The sequence below is a fragment of the Reichenbachiella agarivorans genome (assembly GCF_025502585.1).
Classification (GTDB): Bacteria; Bacteroidota; Bacteroidia; order Cytophagales; family Cyclobacteriaceae; genus Reichenbachiella; species Reichenbachiella agarivorans.
Map to the genome: position 1 here is coordinate 2,484,323 of NZ_CP106679.1, position 20,524 is coordinate 2,504,846.

The window sequence follows — 20,524 nt, forward strand, 5'->3', positions numbered from 1 at the left end:
ATCTCAAAGGATGAATGAGTAGAATCCTAAGAGATTATGCAGCGATAGGTCTCAAGACGTAATCAACAAAAAAATGAAGGATGTATTGGTAATAGGGGCAGGGCCTGCTGGCAGTGTAGCAGCTGCATATTTGGTAAATCAGGGGTACAGTGTCACAGTGGTGGAAAAATCTAAGTTCCCGAGATTCACGATTGGGGAGAGTTTGTTGCCGCTCAGTATGGAGCATTTCGAAGAGGTCGGTATGCTAGATGCCATCAAAGCAGCCAATTTTGAGGTCAAGTCTGGCGCACTTTTTATCCGAAAGGATGATGAAATTGACATCTCTTTTGATGAAAATTTCACACCAGGATGGACTTGGACCTGGCAGGTTCCCAGAGATGAGTTTGACCACATCCTGATCAAAGAAGCAGAAAAGAAAGGTGCAGAGGTCAAGTTTGAGGCTACAATAGCGAAAATTGATTTTCAAGCAGACAAGGTAGTCGCAGAGATTGAAGAAAATGGCACGAAAGCCATACATGAGTTTAAGTATGTTCTCGACTCTAGCGGAAATGCCGGAGTACTTTCCAAAATGCTCAATTTTGATATAAAGTATGCAGAGACGGGTCGTAGGTCATTGTTTACACAGGTCAAAGAGACCAACAGAGAGCGATTCAAGCGCCCTATGAGAATTACATTTGAAGTGTTGGAGCAGGATCTATGGTATTGGGTGATTCCATTTTCTAATGGCAACACATCCTTAGGTTTTGTGGGTAACAAAAAGTGGTTTGACATCCCAGCAGCTGATCAAAACGAGCTGTTCAGGAAGATGATGGAAAAGTCAGATCACTTCATCGAACGCTTCGAAGGCAAAGAGTTTCTCTACGATGTACGAGGTGCCAATGACTATACCAATAGCTCTAGTCAGTTGTATGGTCATCGTTTTGTCTTGGCGGGTAACACCACGGGGTTCATTGATCCTGTGTTCTCTTCGGGAGTGGCAATAGCTACCGAGTCTGCGATCAAAAGCGCCAAGTTGATCGAGAAGGAATTAAAAGGAGAGAAACCAGACTGGGACAAAGAGTATGTGCAACACATGAAACAAGCTACAGAGGTGTTTCATGCTGTAGTGGATACATGGTACAATGGAGAACTCCAGAGGATATTCTTTCACTCAGATATCAAGATGGAGATCAAAAAGCAATTGACCTCCATCTTGGCGGGGTATGTTTGGGATGTAACTAATCCTTTTGTCAAGAGAAATAGAAAACTAATCAAAACAGTGGCTCATGTAATAGGTATGGAAGAAGCTGCCGCAGAGGCTGCTAAATAACTTCCTAGAAAGTTCTGAAAGCAAGGGTTGTTGGTCGTAGGCTGACAACTCTTTTTTGTTTTCTACACTCAATAAATCTCAAACTCTGCCGTTGTGACAAAGCGTTCTTAAATTTACTATACCAAAACCTAATTACTATGAATGTATTAACTAAGTCCAGACTATTGTGTGCCATATTATTGAGTGCTGTATTTGCATCTTGCAACGTCGAAGACAAGCTGGAGGATAAGATAATTGGCTGTGATGCGGATGATTATGATTTTACTGAATTGTCGACTAAGATCAACGAAACGCAAAAGGCGTACCTAGATGATCCCACTCCTGCAACTTGTTCTGCCTACGTAGATGCCATGTATGCCTATGTAGATGGAGTCGATGATGCCTGGGATTGCGTCCCCAAACCTTTGAGGATCGGATTAGAATCGAGTTTGGATGCCTATGATGAGATCATCAAGGAGACAGAAGATGACTGTGATGAATTGTAGCTAACATGGTCGTGAAAACAAAAAAGGGAGTCTTTCTTTACAAAAGACTCCCTTTTTTGTTACCCAACGGTTTTATTCTTCGTAGCTAAGGGTAACGTTTGAATAAATCTATTTATTTCAAATAGTTAATTGTGGAGAAATACCCTATATTTAAGAAGGGTATAGGTTGAAGCAATCAACCATCTCATCTGTAGCATATGTGCATTTCTGTTTTTAGAAATGAATTTGTCAGACCTGTCTGATTTTGGTGACAACACTTTTGCAACCTCAAACATTGAATTCTAAATACTATGAATCCCCAAGCAATGAAAGACCCGGATGAAATTACACTTGATGTATTTGGTAAAATCCTGTATGCCTTGGCTATGGCAGATGGAGCCATCCAAGAGCAAGAAATTAAAGAATTGGAAAAAATTGTCGAACAAGACAAATGGGCACATCGAATCAAATTGTCTTTTGATCGTGCCATGCGCTTAGAAATGGATCCCAAAATTGTGTTTTTCAAGAACATGAGAATTCTACAAACACTCAAGTATGATCAACACATGCCATATTTTGTCAATCTGATGGAAAGAATGGCAAGTGCCTACAATGGTATCATACCTGCAGAACGAGACATGATTTCAAGATTTCAAGATCACTTTAGAGAAAATGCACGGTTGGCATATTTATAAGCCTGCACTTGACAATCACAATCCACGGTTGACAGTCGTCCATGATGACTGCCAACCGTGGATATAAATCACTTCAGTTTACATTTCAAGATGGTGTGGTAGCTGTCTCCGATCAGTGGGAACTCCTCGACTACCTGCAATCCAGCCTTGTCAATCAATTCTTTGAACACTTCGCATTTGTACATTTTGCTGTTGCCATTGGCAATACAGGTAAAGTACAAAGATGTAGCAACCAACGAATAAGTAGCAGCAGCATATGGCTGGTTATCTATGAAAGGCTCCATGATGAAAATGGTGGTGTCATCGCTTGCAGCTTGTACACAATTTTCGAGAATGGCCAAAATCTCTTCTTCTGAGAAGCAATCAAGAAATTGACTCATCCAAATGACATCTGCACCTTGTGGTACTTTTTGAGTTTCATCCAAAAGGTTGATCGGGTGGAACTCGATTCTGTCTTCAAGATTGTTTGCAGCGATGTTTTTCTTGGCCATTTCTATCTGACCTGGTAGGTCTAGAATTTTGATGTTGACCTCAGAATTATATCCACAGCATTTGATAGACCATTTTCCTGTATTTCCTCCGATATCAAAAAGTTTTTTGGGCTTGTCTTGAAATACAATATCCAATGCAGAATCAAAAGCATCTTGAGAATAGAAATGATCAAACTCTAACCAAGATTTGCGAACATTTGGTTCCAGTTTGGAGAGACCTTCATAGACAGTGTCCCACTCACCAAATACTTTCAATCCTGCGGGTCTGCTCTCAGCCAAAGACTCTTCGAGGTATTTTGAGCCTTCGTAGCATACATCGTTGACAAAATTCATGTTGACTTTGGTCAATTCGTCTCTGAGCAAGAAGAATCCAATCTTGGAAAGTGTGATTTTACCTTCTTCGATGGTCACGATATTCATCACCTCAGCTGTTTCTAACATGACCTCAATGGCATATTTGGATAAACCCAACTCTGCAATAAGGGATTCTTTGGTAGCAGCACCTCTGTTTTTGTAGATGCTTTCCATTACGCCAAGATTTTTCATGGCTTGGATGGCTTGAAAGGTAATGGGAGCAAATGCTATTTTTTGTGCTTCGAACTTAGCGTCTATGGCCGATATTTTCATGTGAACTGTTGTGGGTGTTACAAATATTTTAGTGGTTTCTGAATCTTTAATATTTTCAGATTTATGGTCTTAGCTTATCATATTATTACCTCAAGACATATAATCGCTCAATGATAATTAATTCAATGTTAAGAACCATATCTTGAATAGAGGTTGATTGGTTTCATATTCTTATTTTATAATGAGTCTGATTTACGCAATACAAATAGCATGTTGGAAGACTTGTCTGATTGTAGGTCAGTTTCTATTTCATAGTTGTGCTGCTTTGCCCAGTTTTCGATGTATGCTTGCGTAAAGAAATGCAACTGGCCTATGGTTTTATTGAATTTGATAAGTTGCGTAGACCATTTTTCTGATTTTTCTGTCCATTTGTGTTTTTTCTGTTGATCTGCTATGCCGTCACGTAGGAGGATGATGCCTCCTGGTTTGAGTCCTGAATCACAATTGTTGAGTGTCCTCGTTTGGGCTTCTGGACTCAAATAGTGCAATACGTCTGCGAGTACAATGGCGTCTGCATTTTCGATGACTACCTCCTCTATTTTTGCTTGTTGAAAATTGATCTGCTCATTTTTTAAATAGCTGTTTTGCGAGAGAGATATTTTTTCCTCATCATAGTCATAGCCCAATATGCTGCGTTCGTTGTTTCTCAACCACAGGAAATAACTCAAATACCCATACCCACAACCAAGATCATATATCTTCTTCGCTCCACTGCCGATCAATTGATGGTAGTTTTCATAGTTTCTTTTCTCAAAAGCCCATTTGATTCGGAAGTACCACGGTAGTATGGGGCTTTTGTAGTAGAAACTAAACATCAAAGGAGAATAGGCAGTGTCACGACATATCTCACTCTCTTCATATGACTTGTATGCTGCTTTGAAATAGGCCGAAATTTGCTTGGTTCTGGTTTTGTATCCAGAGCCATACTGTGGGTCGTCCCAGGTGATCCTAGGCAGTACGACTGTGTCACAATAGGAGTCCTTTAGGTAATATTCATTTTTGGGCATCACATACCCATGCCCGTGTAAGAAAACGGGAGTGATATCTAGCTGTAACTCCTCAGCCAACCAAAAAGCACCTTTGTGGAAACGACCCATCTTGCCGTCTTCCGAACGGCGCCCTTCTGGATAGATGGCAATGCTAAACCCCTGGGCGACCAATTCCTTGATTTTTGGGAGTTGGTCTTCCATGTTTTTGAACGAAGGAATGTAGTCTGCATAACGGATCGCCGGACCAAACAAGGGGGAATTGTAGACCCATTGATTGACCACCAAAACCAATTTGGGATGTAGTCGCACCAGTGCCAATATGTCGAAAAAGGAGGTGTGATTGGCGATGATGATCGACGGTTTGGAAAAATCTAGGTTTTCCATTCCAAAGTATCTTTTCTTGGCTTTCCAAAGTATGTCTAGTTGAAAACCAGCAATAATTTGTAAGATACGGCGCGTACCGTGTTTTTTGAATCCGCTGGATAGTGGTAGTATGCGCAACATGTATGAAGATGCTACACTAAATAGACTGCCAGCTATGAAGATCGAGTAACCGAAAAAGCTGAAAATGATGTTGAATATAGAGTATGGTGGTTTGCCTTTGTCTGTACGGTTGCTGATTAGCAATTTGAACAGGACTGGTTGGATAAAAAAGGTGATCGGTACAATGATCAATATGCCTATGACACTGAGCAGCGCGATGGATTGTAGTGCTGGGTGCTTGGCAAAAATCAATACTCCTGTCCCGATAATGGTAGAGATAGAAGAGAGAATAATGCCTGTTTTGTATTGACCAAGGACTTCTTTTTTGTACTTGTATCGATGGATGAGCCCATCAGTCACAAATATGCTAAAATCATCCCCCAGTCCAAAAATGAAGGTAGTCAGGATGATATTGATGAAGTTGAATTTGATCCCTAGCAAGGCTGCCATTCCCAATACCCAGATCCAACTCAGCGCCATAGGAATAAACGAGATCAGTGTCAATTCGATGTTGCCGTATATGAACAAAAAAGCGACAAATACGGCCAGTGCGGCATAGACAAGCAAAAAATTAAAGTCGTTTTTGACACTTTCTACGATTTTGGACATCACACTTGCACCGTCTATGAGGATGGTGCCAGGGATTTGTGACAGTGAGTTTTTGAGTTGTTCTGCGTCATCTTTGCTACAGATGAGAGTGGTGATGATTTCTTTGCCTGTCTCGTTGTTGAGAGTAAGATCGCTCAGGTTGCTGCAGCTCGCTATGAAGTTGCTTAAATCTATCGAGTCATATTCTTTTTGCACCAGCTCGTAGAATCCATCAAAGTATTGAGGCTTCCAATTGGCTTGGATTGCTGTGGATCGGAATTCGGAAATGAAATTTTCTCTTTTCCCATTCCAGAATTCATTCCAACGTTGGATTCTGATGGCTTGCTCTTCAGTAGATATCATGATAGGAGCCAGCGAGAAAAATGATTTGACATCCCCGTCTTGTTGTAAATCACGGAGCTGATCAAATAGCAGTTGGTTATTCCATTCAGTACTATGATCGATAGTATTTTTGGATAGGATAGTTATTCTTTGCTCTGTTTCTGGATTGATGTTTTGTAAGGCTACTTCTCTCTTTTGTAACTCCGCTGGGTAGTAGTTGATTTTTCGCAGGTCATCTTCAAACTGCACATCCATGCCGAAATACAACATAACTCCAGTGAGTAGAAGGAAAGCTGCCATGCTTTTGAAGCTAGGAATAGATTGGCCAATTTTGATTTTGTCCACCCATTTGTCCAATTGATTGATGGGAGGGAATTGAATTTTCTTCTCAAAAGGTCTTAAAATCAAAGGCAAACCAGTCAAGATAAAAAAGAGTGTGCCCATAAGACTCAAAGAGGTAAATAACCCAAAATCTTGCAATGCTTTGGAGTCAGCAAATAGCAGGGACATGAAGGCAACTATGGTCGTACCACCACTGATGAGTAGCGGAAACATGATGTCATTTCGACTGCCTATGGAGTCTTTCTTTTCCTTGAAGTGTGTGAAAAAATGAAAGGAATAATCTGCGACTATGCCGAATACAATGGCGCTGGCTGCCAGTGCCAAGCCAGAAATCTGCCCTTGTAGGATGTAAATTGCAGCTGCGGCACTCAAGATGCCGAATATCCCTGGCACAAGGAATAGGATCAGAATTACCAATTTACGGTAATAATAGATGAGCAGTAGAATAATCGCTATCACTGCGATAAGCACAGTTGTATGTACATCTTGCTCAATCTGCGATGCGTTGACATCCGCGACTAGGAAGGTGCCAAAGTAGTCAACACGGTTTTGCGGGTGATGTTGGTCCCAGTTGGTGACGAGCATGTCGAGTTTTTCTGCTGCATCGCGGTTGAGTTTGCTACTTGAAATGTCAAAGTTGAGACGACCTTTGAAGAGTAAATTGCTGCGATCTTGAGAGAAAAAATATCCTCCGTTTTCGATGATTTCATCAGCTATTTGCATTTTGCTAAAGGAGTCAAAGGCCAAAGCACTGAATCCAAGTGGGTCATTGAGGATTCTTTTTCGCTGGCCGATGCCTTCTGGAGAGAGCAGGGTTCTTTTGTTTTCTTCCAGTCGGAGTTGGATTTGTATAGGATCCAAAAGCTCTTCGATTTTAGCATAGTCTTGGGCTTCTAGGTAGATGGGCAGGTTGTCAGTGATCAGCGAGACAAAGGATTCTGGATCGATATCATTTTTGTATTGCACATCATCTATCAGCCCTGATTCGATAATCAGATTGGCCAGTGAGTCAGCTATAGGATCAATCTCATCCATATGACCCAGTTTTTCACTTAGATCTAAGGAGAATACGATTATGTTTTTTTGTTTGTCCATCCAATGCTGGATAGTCAAAAATTCTTCTTGGTTGGGCAAGGTTTCATCGAGATTCTCACTTATGTCGAGATGGGTTATGCTGTAAACTCCTCCAAATGAGGTGATTAGGATAAAGATAAAAATCAGGATGTGAGGAAAGCGCATGAAGTATGGTAAATCAAAATGAATGATTGATGTGCAATATTAAAGTATAGTCGTTGAAATTGATCAAATTGAGAGGGCTAAACTAGTTGCTGCGAATTAATTAATTAGATTTGCGATTTAGTGAAAATTGAAATTAGAACCTAAGAGTAAAACTTACGATCGTTGGGAAGGCTTACAATAGAAAAAATAGAGGAGATCTTCGAAAAAAAGGGAAAGTACCTGTTCGAAGCAGATCAAAAGTCTAAGGTTGAGAAATCTTATGAATTTTTGAAGGAATTTTCCAAAGACAAAGTGATATACGGAATCAACACTGGATTTGGCCCTATGGCACAATACAGGATTCCTGAGGATAAATTGGAAGAACTCCAATACAATCTAATCTACAGTCATAGTAATGGTGCGGGAGAATATATTGGTGAAGAATATGCCAAAATAGTCATGGTTTGCCGTCTCAATACTTTGGCTTTGGGTTTCTCAGGCGTGAGTCTTCAGTATCTAGAGACTTTGGAGCAATTCATACAGCATGATGTGATCTCGTGCATCCCCAAGCACGGAGGAGTAGGAGCGAGTGGTGACTTGGTGCAGCTGGCACATGTCGCTCATACGCTGATAGGACATGGCAAGGTGTATTATAAAGGGGAAATAGTAGACACAGCAGTTGCCCTCAAAGCAACGGGGATTTCTCCAGCCAAATTGATGCTAAGAGATGGTTTGGGTGCTATCAACGGTACCTCTTGCATGTCTGGTATCGCTGCGGTCAATTTGATCAAAGCAAAGAAATTGATAGGATGGGCGATTCATGCTTCCTCTATCATGAACGAATTGACTTCATCATATGATGATTCATTTTCGTCAGAACTGAATGCTTCTAAACTGCACAAAGGGCAGCAAAAAGTAGCGAGTATCATGCGTGACCTTCTCAAGGATGGTAACGTGCTGAAAGAGCGAAATGCTCACCTTTTCAATCAAGAACACATCAAAGACCAGGAATATTTTTCTGAAAAGGTGCAGGAGTATTATTCACTGAGGTGCGTACCCCAAATCATCGGGCCTATCTTGGAGACATGGCAATATTGTAAGGAAATCGTGGAGGATGAGGTGAATTCGGCCAATGACAACCCTATTATCTGCATGGATACCAAGAATGTGTATCATGGAGGTAACTTCCACGGTGACTACATCGCACTGGAGATGGATAAACTGAAAATCGCTGTGACCAAACTCAGTATGTTGATGGAGCGTCAGTTGAACTTCCTAATGAACTCAAAATTGAACCAGATTTTCCCTCCATTCTTGAATATGGAAAAGTTGGGATTCAACTTTGGTTTGCAAGGGATGCAGTTTACAGCAGTATCTACCACGGCTGAAAATCAAACACTGTCTAACCCGATGTATGTCCATAGTATACCAAACAATGGTGACAATCAAGACATTGTCAGCATGGGAACGAATGCAGCGATCATGACACAAAAAGTGATTGATAACTCTTTTGAGGTGTTGACTATATTGATGATTGCCATTTCTCAAGCGTTAGACTTGACCAACAAGATCGATTTGAAGTCTTCGGAGACAAGAAAATTTTATGATTTTGTAAGAGAGAAAGTCCCTACTTTGAGAGAAGACATAGCATTGTGTGAGCATCAAAGGGAGCTTAAGAAAAAATTGTTGAATACAGAAAAGAACTTGTTTTGAGGAAATGTGCATTGGTGACCGGAGGGTCTAGAGGTATAGGCAGAGCTGTTGCTGTGACATTGGCGGCTGATTTGGGTGTACACGTTGTGATCAACTATGCTTCCAACGATGACGCTGCAAATGAAACCAAACGTTTGATCGAAGAAAATGGAGGTACTGCTGAGCTTTTGAAATTTCAGGTTCAAAACCATGATGAAGTTCAAAGCAAATTGACAGCATGGTTGGATGCCAACAAGGAATCAAAGATTGAAATCTTGGTCAACAACGCAGGTATCACCAGAGACAATCTGATGGTGTTTATGGAAGAAAGGGATTTTGATGATGTCGTCAATACAAGTCTAAAAGGCATGTACAACGTTACCAGACATTTGTTGCAGCATTTTGTAAGAAATAGATATGGTAGAATTGTCAATGTAGCGTCGCTTTCGGGATTGAAAGGAGTGCCAGGACAGGTCAATTATTCTGCCGCAAAGGGTGGGATGATAGCCGCTACAAAGGCTCTGTCTCAAGAGATAGCCAAAAGAAAAATTACGGTAAATGCAGTCGCTCCTGGATTTATCACCAGCGACATGACGCAAGATTTAAATGAGGATGAGTTGAAAAGAATGGTTCCGATGAATCGTTTTGGTAATCCTCAAGAAGTAGCCGATTTGGTGTCGTTTTTGGCATCAGACAAAGCAGCCTATATCACAGGTGAAGTAATTAATATAAATGGGGGATTGTATTCCTAGTTAGAATGAGAGTTGTTATTACAGGTTATGGGGTTTACTCCTGCATTGGTAAGAATGTAGAGGAAGTTACAGATTCATTGCGTCAGGGTCGTAGTGGTATTGGTATTGCCGAAGACAGACGTCCATTTGGATACCGTTCTTGTTTGACAGGAATCCTCGAAGAACCTGATTTGAAAAAGGATTTGTCCAGACGTGAACGTTTGGGCATGTCCGAAGAGGCCAAATATGCCTATGTTTCTACCAAAGAAGCCTTGGATATGGCAGGTATTACACAAGATTATTTGGATCAAAACAGAGCTGGAATCTTGTTTGGCAATGATTCTACTGCTGGTGCTGTCATCGAAGCTGTAGATACAATCAGAGAAAAGAAAGACACCATGTTGGTCGGTTCGGGATCTATTTTTCAGTCCATGAACTCCACGGTCAACATGAACCTTGCTACTATATTCAGATTGAGAGGAATCAATTTTACCATCAGCGCAGCATGTGCCTCTGGATCTCACGCCATTGGTGTAGGTTTTCACATGATCAAGTCTGGATTGGAAGACATGATTATTTGTGGTGGTGCGCAAGAGGTAAATATGTATGCTTTTGGGAGTTTTGATGGCTTGGGTGTTTTTTCTATGAGAGAGGATAATCCAGCACAGTCATCACGACCATTTGATAAGGACAGAGATGGTTTGGTCACAAGTGGTGGAGCCGCAACTGTAGTCATAGAATCACTAGAGTCAGCACAACGCAGGGGAGCGACCATCCTTGGCGAGCTTACTGGATATGGCTTTTCCTCCAATGGAGACCATATTTCCAACCCAGATACTGGAGGGCAAATAGATTCCATCACAAGGGCTCTAAAAATGGCAGGAATCAAACCTGATCAAGTGGACTATGTCAATGCACACGCTACATCTACTCCGAAAGGAGATATGTATGAAGCCCAAGCAATTTTGGATGTTTTTGGAGGGAAAACTCCAGTGAGTTCAACCAAATCTATGACAGGTCATGAGTGCTGGATGGCAGGTGCAAGTGAGATTGTTTATAGTATGATTATGATGCGCAACGGTTTTATTGCTCCGAATATCAATTTTGAGAATCCTGATGAAGTTTCCCGAAATCTTAATATTATTGCAGAAGCAACTAAATGTAACTTAGATACAATAGCCTCTAATTCTTTCGGTTTTGGAGGTACGAATTCAACCCTTATTGTTAAGAAGTATGAGTAGAGAAGAAGTAGTAGAAACTGTAAATGGTTTTTTAGCGGAGGAGTTTGAAGTAGAAGTGGAATCTCTTGATCCTAATGGAATACTTCATGAAACATTAGATTTGGACAGCTTGGATTATGTAGATCTGGTTGTGGTGATCGAAAGCCACTTTGGTTTCAAGGTGACAGGTGAAGATTTTAAATCAATTTCTACACTCAACGATTTTTACGATTTTATCGTCAGTAAGTTTGAACATGCCTAATGTCAAAATGGACAGGACGTACCAAGGGTAGCCTACTAGGCTACCGCATTATTGTATGGACTCTTAAAATTGTCAATATTCATGCAGCCTACCTGCTGCTAAGGGTAGTTTCCTACTATTATTTTTTGTTTTCTTCGGCTCCTAGAGAGGCTTTGGAGGATTTTTATGCGAAAACGTTGAAACTGTCTCGCAAGGAATCCAAACCTATTATCAGACGCAACTTTTACGAGCTGGCACAATCACTTTTAGACCGAATTGCCTTTAATGTGGGCAAGAAGGACTTATATTCTTACACCAAGGAAGGTGAAGATGATATTTTGGCAATGGCGGATCAAGGACAAGGATTGATTTTGATCTCCGGACACTATGGTAATTGGGACATAGCCGGTCAGTTGCTCAGACGCTTTGATCGCAAAATCAATGTACTGATGTACGACAATGAGCACGAAAAGATCAAGGAATACCTGTCCAGCCAAGGAGTGCAAAGCTACGAAATCATCACACAGAAAAATGACCTAGCGCATCTGATCAAAATCTACAATGCCCTGAAAAACCAAGAAATCCTCTGTTTGCATGCAGATCGTTTTTTGCCAGGTGCGCCTACATTTGATTTGGATTTTTTTGATCAAAAAGCATTATTCCCTGTTGGGCCGTTTCAGTTGGTGTCCAAATTAAAAGCACCTTATGCTTTTGTGTTTGCCAACAAGGTAAGTAAGTTTAAGTATCATTTTACGGCCGAAGTGCCAGAGGTAGATAGAAAGGATACACAGGCCATTGCGCAGTGTTTCGCAGATGCGTTGGCTGCCAAAGTGAGGAAAAATCCTGATCATTGGTTTAACTATTACAATTTTTTTCATCACGAATGAAAGCGCTAGTCAGTCAAGAGAATATTACCGATTACATTCCACAGCGAGCACCAATTGTCATGATTGATGAGTTGATAGAATGTACGGATAGACTTGTTGTTTCTCAATTAAAAGTGAGAGAAGACAATATTTTTGTACTGGATGGGCAATTGACCGAATCTGGATTGATTGAAAATATAGCACAAACTGCTGCGGCCAAAGTGGGCTATGAATGCCACCTGAGGAAAATTCCAGTTCCTTTGGGATTCATTGGTGGTGTAAGTAAAGTGATAGTGAGTAATTTACCAATCGTTGGGTCGCTGATTAGTACGACAGTTCAGATAAAAAATGAAGTCATGGGAGTGACTATTATCTCAGGTACAAGTGAGGCTGCAGGTCAACCATTGGCTACTTGCGAAATGAAAATAATGATTCAGGCCGAATAAAGTTAGGGCCATATTTGAAATAAACTGAAGATGGTTATCGGTTATAAGTTTGGTTGAAATGTAGTACTACTGTGTACTTAATTTCAACCTGTGGGGATTGGTAGTATGATGAAATTTCAAGCCAGTATATCACCTAGATACTTTTAATCTTTATACTTTTAACTCCTGAATCGAATGATTCGGGTTCAATGAGATTGATGGAATATATAGAAGAAAGTATTTTGGTGAGGGCGAGATTTTCAGAGGTAGATGCCATGGGCGTCGTCTGGCATGGCAATTACTTGAAATACTTTGAAGATGGACGTGAAAACTTGGGAGAGAAATTTGGTATGTCCTATATGGAAATTGCCAACAATGGTTTTTTTGTTCCGATCGTCCATGCTGACATCAAATACAAGTCTCCCATTACCTTTGGCGAAAGTATCAAAATCACCTGTAGGTTGATAAAAACCCGAGCAGCCAAGCTGATACATGAATATGAGGTGCTCAATCTGGAAAGTGGCGCGATCAGCTGCCTAGGCAGGACAGAGCAAGTTTTTCTCAATTCTCAAACCAGAGAATTGGAGTTGGGTTATCCTGATTTTTATACCCAATGGATAGCCAATATTGAGTGGAAGGAAGGATGAGTTTTATAGGTGCTGAAAATATTATTTCCCCATTGGGAGAGACTGTGGAAGCAAACTTTTCGCAGGCAATGAAAGGAATGTCAGGTCTCAAAAGGCACCATGCTCTACCTAATACTCCAACCGCTATTCCATTTGGGATCATTGAGCATGTGAGGATGCAAGAGGGACTCAGCAAGATCGAGTCATTGTCTTTGCAAACCTGTCAAGCCAGCCTAGAGAAAGTGAAAAATACAGACGGTCGCTGGTTGTTGATTTTGTGTACGACCAAAGGTGACATTGATCGTTTGGCAGATGGTTTGAATACTGAAGTCAGACCACAGCACCTGGCTCAGGTGGTGGTAGATCGTCTTGCTGTCCAGATGGATATTGAGGTAGTTTCTAATGCTTGCATATCAGGGCTGTTGGGTGTCGTGATGGCACACGACTATGTGGAGACGGACACCTATGATCATGTGTTGGTTTTGGGTGCAGATGTGTTTTCTGATTTTACGTGCAAGGGTTTTGAGTCATTTATGGCACTAAGTGCAGATACTTGCAAGCCATTTGATGCCAACCGAACAGGACTTTCTTTGGGAGAGGCAGTAGTCAGTGCGGTAGTTTCCAAAGATGAAATGCTTTTCAATCAGCAACCCAAGATGGTTTTAGGAGGAGCTACTGCCAATGACGCCAACCATATTTCGGGGCCTTCCAGAACTGGGGAGGGACTATACAGAGCGATACAGAAGAGTCTGGCACAAGCAGGTCTACAATCACAAGATATTGATGCGATTTCTGCACATGGGACAGCTACACGATACAATGACGACATGGAGTCTATAGCTTTTCACCGAAGCAACTTGGCACAAAAACCAGTCAATAGCATGAAGGGATATTTTGGGCACACTTTGGGAGCAGCGGGCTTACTCGAATTGATTATGTCTATGAAGTCCATGGAAGAAGGGGTGATGTTGAAAAGTTTGGGCTGTGATCAGCCAGGTACAACCGAATCGATACAGGTGGTGTTGGAAAATACAGAGATGTCTATCCATACTTTGCTCAAAACTACCTCAGGTTTTGGTGGGTGCAATGCTGCTGCTATCATAGCTAAAATCAAATGAGTAAAGTCAAGCATCATATCATCCTCAACAAATCACAGATTCAGGTCGATGGCACAAACCTAGATGTGAAGCATTCCTTTGATGGATTAAAGAGTTTTTTATCCTTTTTGTACAAGTATTTGAATCTGGACTACCCCAAGTATCACAAAATGGACAATCTGTCCAAATTGGGCTTTATTGGAGTGGAGTTTTTAAAATCCAAAATTGATCTCAGTACTTACAAGGATGATGAGATTGCCATGCATTTTCAAAATGCCTCAGCAAGTCTGGATACAGACAGATTGCACCAGCAAAATATCAACGAAGGAAAGGCAGCCAGCCCCGCCAATTTTGTGTACACTTTGCCTAATATTGTGCTTGGAGAAATTGCCATTAGAAACAAGTGGTATGGGGAAAACCTCTTTCTACTCAAAGATGCGTTTGATTACAACCAATGGATGAAAACCAATGAGGTTTTGTTCCGAAGAAATAAGGCCAATTTGGTGATTGGTGGTTGGGTAGAGGTGTTAGAAGAAGATTTTGAATTACAATTGTATTTGATAGAGAAGTAGTAAAACTTAGAATAATGGATTTAAAACAAGAACTGAAGGAGAGTTTAATAGCGCAGTTGAATTTGGAGGAGGTCACTCCAGAGGACATCAAGGACGATGCACCTTTGTTTGGAGAGGGATTGGGATTGGACTCAATTGATGCCTTGGAGATTATTGTACTTTTGGACAATAATTACAAGTTGAAAATCGGCAATCCAGAGGAAGCCAAAGATATCTTTTATTCTATCAACACCTTGGCCAAATACATCGAGGAAAATAGAGCTTAATGAGTAGTAGCGTATATGTGACTGGTATTGGGGTGGTTTCTGCACTGGGTATAGGTGTAGATCAAAACTGGAGCGCCTTGAAAGAAGGGCGAACAGGAATCGTCAGTTGCGATACGAGAAAGGGTTCGGTCTTGAGAGGGAGTCTTGCTCATTCGGATGAGGATCTCAAGCAAATGTTGGGTTTGACTGCTGATCAGCAAATACCTAGGACAGCCCTGATTGCCATGTTGGCCGCAAAGGAAGCCTTAGGAAATACGACTGTAGACAGTACTTTTCGTATGGGCTTTATCAATGGCACGACTACAGGAGGGATGGATGTGTGTGAGCGATATTTTCAGGATTTGTATCTGCATAAAGACGCATCCAATATTCGATACATGTTGACACATGATTTAGGTACGGTTACTTTGCTCATCAATAGAATGTTTGGCATCAAGGATTATGTCAATACGATCTCTACGGCATGTTCCTCAGCTGCCAACGCCATCATGATGGGGTCAAGAATGATCAAGGCAGGTTTGTTAGACCGGGTTTTGGTTGGAGGGACAGATGCTTTGACTGATTTCACAGTAGATGGTTTTGGATCACTCATGATCTATGATACCGATCCTTGTAGACCTTTTGACGAAGGAAGAGTAGGACTCAATCTAGGTGAAGGAGCGGGTTTTTTACTGCTGGAGAGTGAACAAAGCGTAGAGCAATCAGGAAATAAAATACTAGGTAAGTGTGTAGGCTGGGCCAATACCAACGACGCTTACCACCAGACGGGCACCTCGCCTGAAGGCAATGGAGCTTGTTTGGCGATGAAGGAATCCTTGGCTTTGGCAGGAATGAGCCCAGCCGATATAGATTATCTCAATGCACACGGCACAGCCACCAAAAACAATGACAACTCAGAGATGAGTGCTATAGATACAGTTTTCGAGGGGCATGAATTGGATTTTAGTTCTACCAAGTCTTACACAGGGCATACACTGGCAGCAGCGGGTGGGGTAGAAGCGGTGTACTCAATTTTGAGCATCGTGAATAATTGTCTGCTCCCTAACCTCAACTGGGCGAACCAAATGGCCACTACGGATAGAAAACCTGTACTGAAGTGGAGAGAAAAAGAAATTAATGCCGTCATGTCCAACTCGTTTGGTTTCGGAGGCAATAGTACTTCATTGATATTTTCAAAAGTATGAGAAAGGTATTTGTCAAGTCGGCGGTTTCTATCACGTGTCTGGATACTTTTCTGAAGGAAAATTTAGAAGAAGTAAAGAAATCGGTCTTTGTTGAGAAAAAACTGGTAGAGCCTAATTATAAGGACTATATAGCTCCAGCAATGATTCGTCGCTCATCCAAGGTGATGAAAATGTCACTGGCATCTAGTCAGGCCTGCATGGAAGGGACTGATGCGGAAGATTTGGGAGCGATCATCGTTGGTTCTGGATTGGGATGTTTGATGGATACAGAAAAATTTCTTCATTCGTCTATTACAGCAGAATCCGATAGTCTTATTCCTCCCTTGGCTTTTATCCAGTCGGGTCACAATGCCGTCTCTGGTCAGATAGCCTTGCAGCTCAAAAATCAACAATACAACATGACCCACGTGCAGAAGGGCTTGTCGTTTGAGTACTCACTGTTGGATGCAGTGTTGCGGATCAAAGAAGGAAACAAAGCAGTCATGTTGGGCGCAGTGGACGAGTACATTGTTCATCTGGATGAATTGGCACAGCGTATGGCATGGCCTGATGAGCTGCGTGAGCAATTGTCCGAAGGCTGTTCTTTTTTCGTCTTGAGCGAGGAGGAGACAGATGCTGCCATAGAAGTGCTGGAGGTTAAAACTGTTCAGACACAAAATTTGATTGATGAGCTGGATACATTGTTGGCAGGTCATTCTTTGACTTTTGAGTCTAGTTTGTCCAATTTCGTGGGTTTCAATGAACTGCCAGTTGTAGACCTGGAGTTTCCTCACCAAGTCTATACAGAGTGGGTAGGCAGGTATTTTACGAGTTCGGCTTTTGGCTTTCACTTGGCTTATGACACTTTGAAAAATCGTGGGAAGTCTGGGGATTTTTGTACCGTACTAAATTTTAGTGACGCACAATTTAGCAGCATTGTTGTCCTCCGTCGTGTCTAGGTTTTACATCACACTCATCCTATTTCTTTCCTTCCAATTTACTTTTCTTTTTTGGGTTGATCCAGAGCATTTTTTGGCATACATCATTCTTTCGGTCCTTGTTTTCATGATATTGGTTTTTGTGATGTCTTTGCTCATACGTACCAATTTCTTTCTTCAGGCACAGCACAAGTTGGATTCTGATCACGTGATGTTGACCTTTGATGATGGCCCACATCCAATCAATACGCACCGAACCTTGGATATTTTGAAAGAAAAGGGTGTGAAGGCGATGTTCTTTTTGATAGGCAAAAATGTAGAACAATATCCCGATGTTGTGGAGAGAATAGTGCAAGAAGGCCACCTTGTAGGTGGGCACAGTTATTCGCATCAATTCTCTTTTGGATTCATAATGGGTAGAGAATTGAATAGGGAAATTTTGAGGACGCAAAAAATCCTGTCTGAGATCACAGGCCAGGAAGAAAAATATTTCAGACCGCCATTTGGTGTGACCAATGCGCACATAGCCTATGTGGTCAAAGCACACGCATTGAAGACGATCGGTTGGTCACTCCGGACCTATGATACAGCGACAGATTTTACATCAAAAAAAATCAATCAAATCATTCAAAAGACGCGACGTGGATCTATTGTCCTGTTGCATGAGCGCATGGATAGCACTTGCGATGCATTGCCACTATTGATCGATGGGATTAGAAATAAGGGTATGGAATTTGGATTGTTAACCCCCAGAAACGAAACAGCAAAATGATGATTAGAATATTTTTAATAGGTATGGTGCTTTTGCTATCAGCTCAATTGATCGCTCAACGCACGGATGAAGTGGATTTTTTGAAGAGACTAGAAGAAGTCAATAAAACCACACAATCGATAGTGAGTGACTTTAGGCAGGTTCAGGAGTTTTCGTTTTTGGATGAAAAAATGGAGTCGACGGGTAAGTTTTACTTTATGAAACCTGGAGTGATGAAATGGGATCAAACCGAACCAGAAAAGTATTCATTTGTAATCAAATCGGATGAAGCCTACAAGACTGATAGCCATGGTACTAAGAAAATTCCTTTAAACAGTCCTCAAATTATTGGCTTTCGCAAATTTATCCTAGAGACGATGGATGGATCCATTCTGACGAGTCCAGACTATGATAGCGAAGTTGTCCTCAATGCCAAGACAGCGACCATCAATCTGATCCCAAAGCAAAAGACAGTTAGGAAGATGTTTGGCAAAGTAGTATTGGTTTTTGATCAGCAATCTTTGATGTTGAGAGAATTGAGTCTCTATGAGACCGAAGATGATTACAGAACGATGTATTTTAGCAATCACAAACTCAATACCCTGACAGATCAGGCACAGTTTACCAAATAAACCATGAATACGACTTCTTTCGATCAACTCATCAAATTTGGAGCCTTGCAACAAGATGAGGCAGGATACGAACTTCCTTTCTCCATCAATCCTTTGCATGAAATTTTCAAGGGACATTTTCCACAGCAGCCTGTATTGCCTGGCGTGGCTACCATGGAGATTTTGCGTAGAGCGCTGGAACTAGCAACTGCGAAGAGAATGCAATTGAAACAAGCAGCCAATATCAAGTTTCTTGGGATGGTAGATCCTGTTGCTACCCCTGATTTGACATTGAGTTTCAACATCGCAGAAACAGACGAGGGACTCAAAGTAAGAGCCAGTATCAAGGTGACAGGTTCGGAGGATGTTTTGTACAAGCAACAAGCGACTTTTCATGCCGATTGAGACAGAGATCAATTATTGTGTACTGATCCCGACTTATAACAATGCGTCGAAGATCAGACCTGTATTGGAAAAGGTAGGTTTGTATGCCAGCAACGTCATTGTGATCAATGATGGTGCGACGGACAGTACCGCAGAGATCCTTGCTGATTTTCCTCAATATGATGTTATCATACATGAAGTCAATCAAGGTAAAGGAGTCGCACTGCGGCATGGCTTTGAGCGGGCGATCACATTGGGTTATGATTATGCGATTACCATCGATTCGGACGGGCAGCATGATGCCGCTGATATCCCCAAGATCATCGCAGCGATAGAGCAAAATCCAGGGGCGGTGGTCATGGGATCACGCAACATGGAGCAAGCGGGTGTGCCTGGCAAGAGTAGTTTTGGAAATAAATTTTCCAATTTTTGGTTTTGGGCAGAGACGGGTATCTCCCTGCCAGATACACAGACTGGGTTTAGAGCATATCCCTTGCATCCCATCAGTAAGAAGAAATGGATTACCTCCAAGTTTGAGTTTGAAATCGAGGTGATTGTACGTTTGGCTTGGTCCAATATTCCTTTTGTATCAGTGCCAATTCATGTGACATACGAGGAAGATCGCATCACACATTTTAGAATGTTTCGTGATTTTGCAAGAATCAGCGTATTGAACACCTTTTTAGTAACCTTGGCACTTTTATTTTTTTTGCCACGGTTGTTGATTATGCGTTTTTCCTTTCAGAAATCATGGGAGAAATTGAAAGTGGAGTTTGGTAAGAACAAGGATAATCCAGGTAAAATGGCTTTTTCTGTTGGTTTAGGATTGTTTTTTGGGATATTTCCTGTGTGGGGATTTCAAATGCTGATCGCCTTTGGTGTTGCGAGTGTATTCAAATTGAATCGTTTGGTGGTATTGTTTTTTTCCAACATCAGCATTCCTCCTTTTTTGCCCATCCTGATTTTTGTCAGTTTCTTATGCGGAGCGCCTTTTGTGGCAGATCCTGTCCAGTTTTCAGATTTTACCCATCTTACTTTGGACTCTGTGTATGATCAAGTCGTACAATATGCGATCGGATCAGTTTTGTTTTCGGTTGCAGCGGGCTTGATTGGGACACTTGTCGCATATATTCTGTTGAAATGGGCTAAGGCCAAGTAAAAATTGACCAATAGGAGGTTATAGGTACAGAATTTGCTAGAAAGTCGGAATTGATATTCTGACCAAACAATCTTGTCATAAATTGTCTGGTTCTAAATATTAAAGAGATTAATGCATTAATTTTGAATATGGGTTGTGCGAGTGCATGATCCATAGTTGATAGAAAATATGCGACTAGCTAATGGACAGTAGGGAGTAGATACAGACTGAATCTATGAACTATGGCATCTCAAT

Annotated in this window: 21 protein-coding genes; 19 read left to right on the forward strand and 2 right to left on the reverse strand. The window is 41.4% G+C overall.

Annotated elements, in window-relative coordinates:
* Positions 1–73 precede the first annotated feature (73 nt).
* From N6H18_RS10365 to N6H18_RS10375, 3 genes are all read left to right on the forward strand, one after another.
* On the forward strand, positions 74–1,309 hold the full coding sequence (locus tag N6H18_RS10365) for an NAD(P)/FAD-dependent oxidoreductase (protein WP_262308201.1): 1,236 nt from the start codon (positions 74–76) through the stop codon (positions 1,307–1,309).
* A gap of 137 nt (positions 1,310–1,446) precedes the next feature.
* Positions 1,447–1,794 carry a hypothetical protein gene (locus tag N6H18_RS10370; RefSeq protein WP_262308202.1) on the forward strand — a complete coding sequence of 116 codons (348 nt, stop codon included), beginning with the start codon at positions 1,447–1,449 and terminating at the stop codon, positions 1,792–1,794.
* Between the two features lie 290 nt (positions 1,795–2,084).
* The gene (locus N6H18_RS10375; protein WP_262308203.1) at positions 2,085–2,468 is read left to right on the forward strand and encodes a hypothetical protein; all 384 of its coding nucleotides are present in this window, start codon (positions 2,085–2,087) and stop codon (positions 2,466–2,468) included.
* A 68-nt stretch (positions 2,469–2,536) separates the two neighbouring features.
* On the opposite strand, the gene N6H18_RS10380 is transcribed toward N6H18_RS10375, so the two are convergent.
* Together N6H18_RS10380 and N6H18_RS10385 are read right to left on the reverse strand one after the other, a co-directional pair.
* On the reverse strand, positions 2,537–3,586 hold the full coding sequence (locus N6H18_RS10380) for a methyltransferase (protein ID WP_262308204.1): 1,050 nt from the start codon (positions 3,584–3,586) through the stop codon (positions 2,537–2,539).
* A gap of 176 nt (positions 3,587–3,762) precedes the next feature.
* Positions 3,763–7,569 (reverse strand): trifunctional MMPL family transporter/lysophospholipid acyltransferase/class I SAM-dependent methyltransferase, encoded by a 3,807-nt coding sequence (locus N6H18_RS10385; protein ID WP_262308205.1) that lies wholly within the window; start codon positions 7,567–7,569, stop codon positions 3,763–3,765.
* 162 nt (positions 7,570–7,731) lie between these two features.
* On the opposite strand from N6H18_RS10385, the gene N6H18_RS10390 reads away from it, so the two are divergent.
* The 16 genes from N6H18_RS10390 to N6H18_RS10465 all read left to right on the forward strand — a co-directional run bounded on the left by N6H18_RS10390 (position 7,732) and on the right by N6H18_RS10465 (position 20,290).
* Positions 7,732–9,261 (forward strand): HAL/PAL/TAL family ammonia-lyase, encoded by a 1,530-nt coding sequence (locus tag N6H18_RS10390; RefSeq protein ID WP_262308206.1) that lies wholly within the window; start codon positions 7,732–7,734, stop codon positions 9,259–9,261.
* A complete protein-coding gene (gene fabG / locus N6H18_RS10395; protein ID WP_262308207.1) occupies positions 9,258–9,992 on the forward strand; it encodes a 3-oxoacyl-ACP reductase FabG in 735 nt (244 codons plus the stop codon). Before N6H18_RS10390 ends, fabG begins: the two co-directional genes overlap by 4 nt.
* A gap of 5 nt (positions 9,993–9,997) precedes the next feature.
* On the forward strand, positions 9,998–11,212 hold the full coding sequence (locus N6H18_RS10400) for a beta-ketoacyl-[acyl-carrier-protein] synthase family protein (protein WP_262308208.1): 1,215 nt from the start codon (positions 9,998–10,000) through the stop codon (positions 11,210–11,212).
* Positions 11,205–11,453, forward strand: a complete 249-nt coding sequence (locus N6H18_RS10405; protein WP_262308209.1) for a phosphopantetheine-binding protein — start codon at positions 11,205–11,207, stop codon at positions 11,451–11,453. The genes N6H18_RS10400 and N6H18_RS10405 overlap by 8 nt, the downstream gene beginning before the upstream one ends.
* On the forward strand, positions 11,453–12,319 hold the full coding sequence (locus N6H18_RS10410) for a lysophospholipid acyltransferase family protein (RefSeq protein ID WP_262308210.1): 867 nt from the start codon (positions 11,453–11,455) through the stop codon (positions 12,317–12,319). Before N6H18_RS10405 ends, N6H18_RS10410 begins: the two co-directional genes overlap by 1 nt.
* The gene (locus tag N6H18_RS10415; protein ID WP_262308211.1) at positions 12,316–12,744 is read left to right on the forward strand and encodes a 3-hydroxyacyl-ACP dehydratase; all 429 of its coding nucleotides are present in this window, start codon (positions 12,316–12,318) and stop codon (positions 12,742–12,744) included. Before N6H18_RS10410 ends, N6H18_RS10415 begins: the two co-directional genes overlap by 4 nt.
* Before the next feature lie 197 nt (positions 12,745–12,941).
* The gene (locus N6H18_RS10420) at positions 12,942–13,370 is read left to right on the forward strand and encodes an acyl-CoA thioesterase (protein ID WP_262308212.1); all 429 of its coding nucleotides are present in this window, start codon (positions 12,942–12,944) and stop codon (positions 13,368–13,370) included.
* The gene (locus N6H18_RS10425) at positions 13,367–14,467 is read left to right on the forward strand and encodes a beta-ketoacyl synthase N-terminal-like domain-containing protein (protein ID WP_262308213.1); all 1,101 of its coding nucleotides are present in this window, start codon (positions 13,367–13,369) and stop codon (positions 14,465–14,467) included. Before N6H18_RS10420 ends, N6H18_RS10425 begins: the two co-directional genes overlap by 4 nt.
* Positions 14,464–15,018, forward strand: a complete 555-nt coding sequence (locus N6H18_RS10430) for a 3-oxoacyl-ACP synthase (protein WP_262308214.1) — start codon at positions 14,464–14,466, stop codon at positions 15,016–15,018. Before N6H18_RS10425 ends, N6H18_RS10430 begins: the two co-directional genes overlap by 4 nt.
* A 14-nt stretch (positions 15,019–15,032) precedes the next feature.
* Positions 15,033–15,284 carry a phosphopantetheine-binding protein gene (locus N6H18_RS10435; protein WP_262308215.1) on the forward strand — a complete coding sequence of 84 codons (252 nt, stop codon included), beginning with the start codon at positions 15,033–15,035 and terminating at the stop codon, positions 15,282–15,284.
* Positions 15,284–16,468: a beta-ketoacyl-[acyl-carrier-protein] synthase family protein gene (locus N6H18_RS10440; RefSeq protein ID WP_262308216.1), complete on the forward strand. Its 1,185-nt coding sequence runs from the start codon at positions 15,284–15,286 to the stop codon at positions 16,466–16,468. Before N6H18_RS10435 ends, N6H18_RS10440 begins: the two co-directional genes overlap by 1 nt.
* Positions 16,465–17,406, forward strand: a complete 942-nt coding sequence (locus N6H18_RS10445) for a beta-ketoacyl synthase chain length factor (RefSeq protein ID WP_262308217.1) — start codon at positions 16,465–16,467, stop codon at positions 17,404–17,406. Before N6H18_RS10440 ends, N6H18_RS10445 begins: the two co-directional genes overlap by 4 nt.
* Complete coding sequence (locus N6H18_RS10450; protein ID WP_262308218.1) at positions 17,363–18,157, forward strand: polysaccharide deacetylase family protein; 795 nt, start codon at positions 17,363–17,365, stop codon at positions 18,155–18,157. Before N6H18_RS10445 ends, N6H18_RS10450 begins: the two co-directional genes overlap by 44 nt.
* Complete coding sequence (locus N6H18_RS10455) at positions 18,154–18,768, forward strand: LolA family protein (RefSeq protein ID WP_262308219.1); 615 nt, start codon at positions 18,154–18,156, stop codon at positions 18,766–18,768. Before N6H18_RS10450 ends, N6H18_RS10455 begins: the two co-directional genes overlap by 4 nt.
* Before the next feature lie 3 nt (positions 18,769–18,771).
* A complete protein-coding gene (locus tag N6H18_RS10460) occupies positions 18,772–19,152 on the forward strand; it encodes a hypothetical protein (RefSeq protein ID WP_262308220.1) in 381 nt (126 codons plus the stop codon).
* Positions 19,142–20,290 (forward strand): DUF2062 domain-containing protein, encoded by a 1,149-nt coding sequence (locus N6H18_RS10465; protein ID WP_262308221.1) that lies wholly within the window; start codon positions 19,142–19,144, stop codon positions 20,288–20,290. The genes N6H18_RS10460 and N6H18_RS10465 overlap by 11 nt, the downstream gene beginning before the upstream one ends.
* The last annotated feature ends 234 nt before the right edge of the window (positions 20,291–20,524 follow it).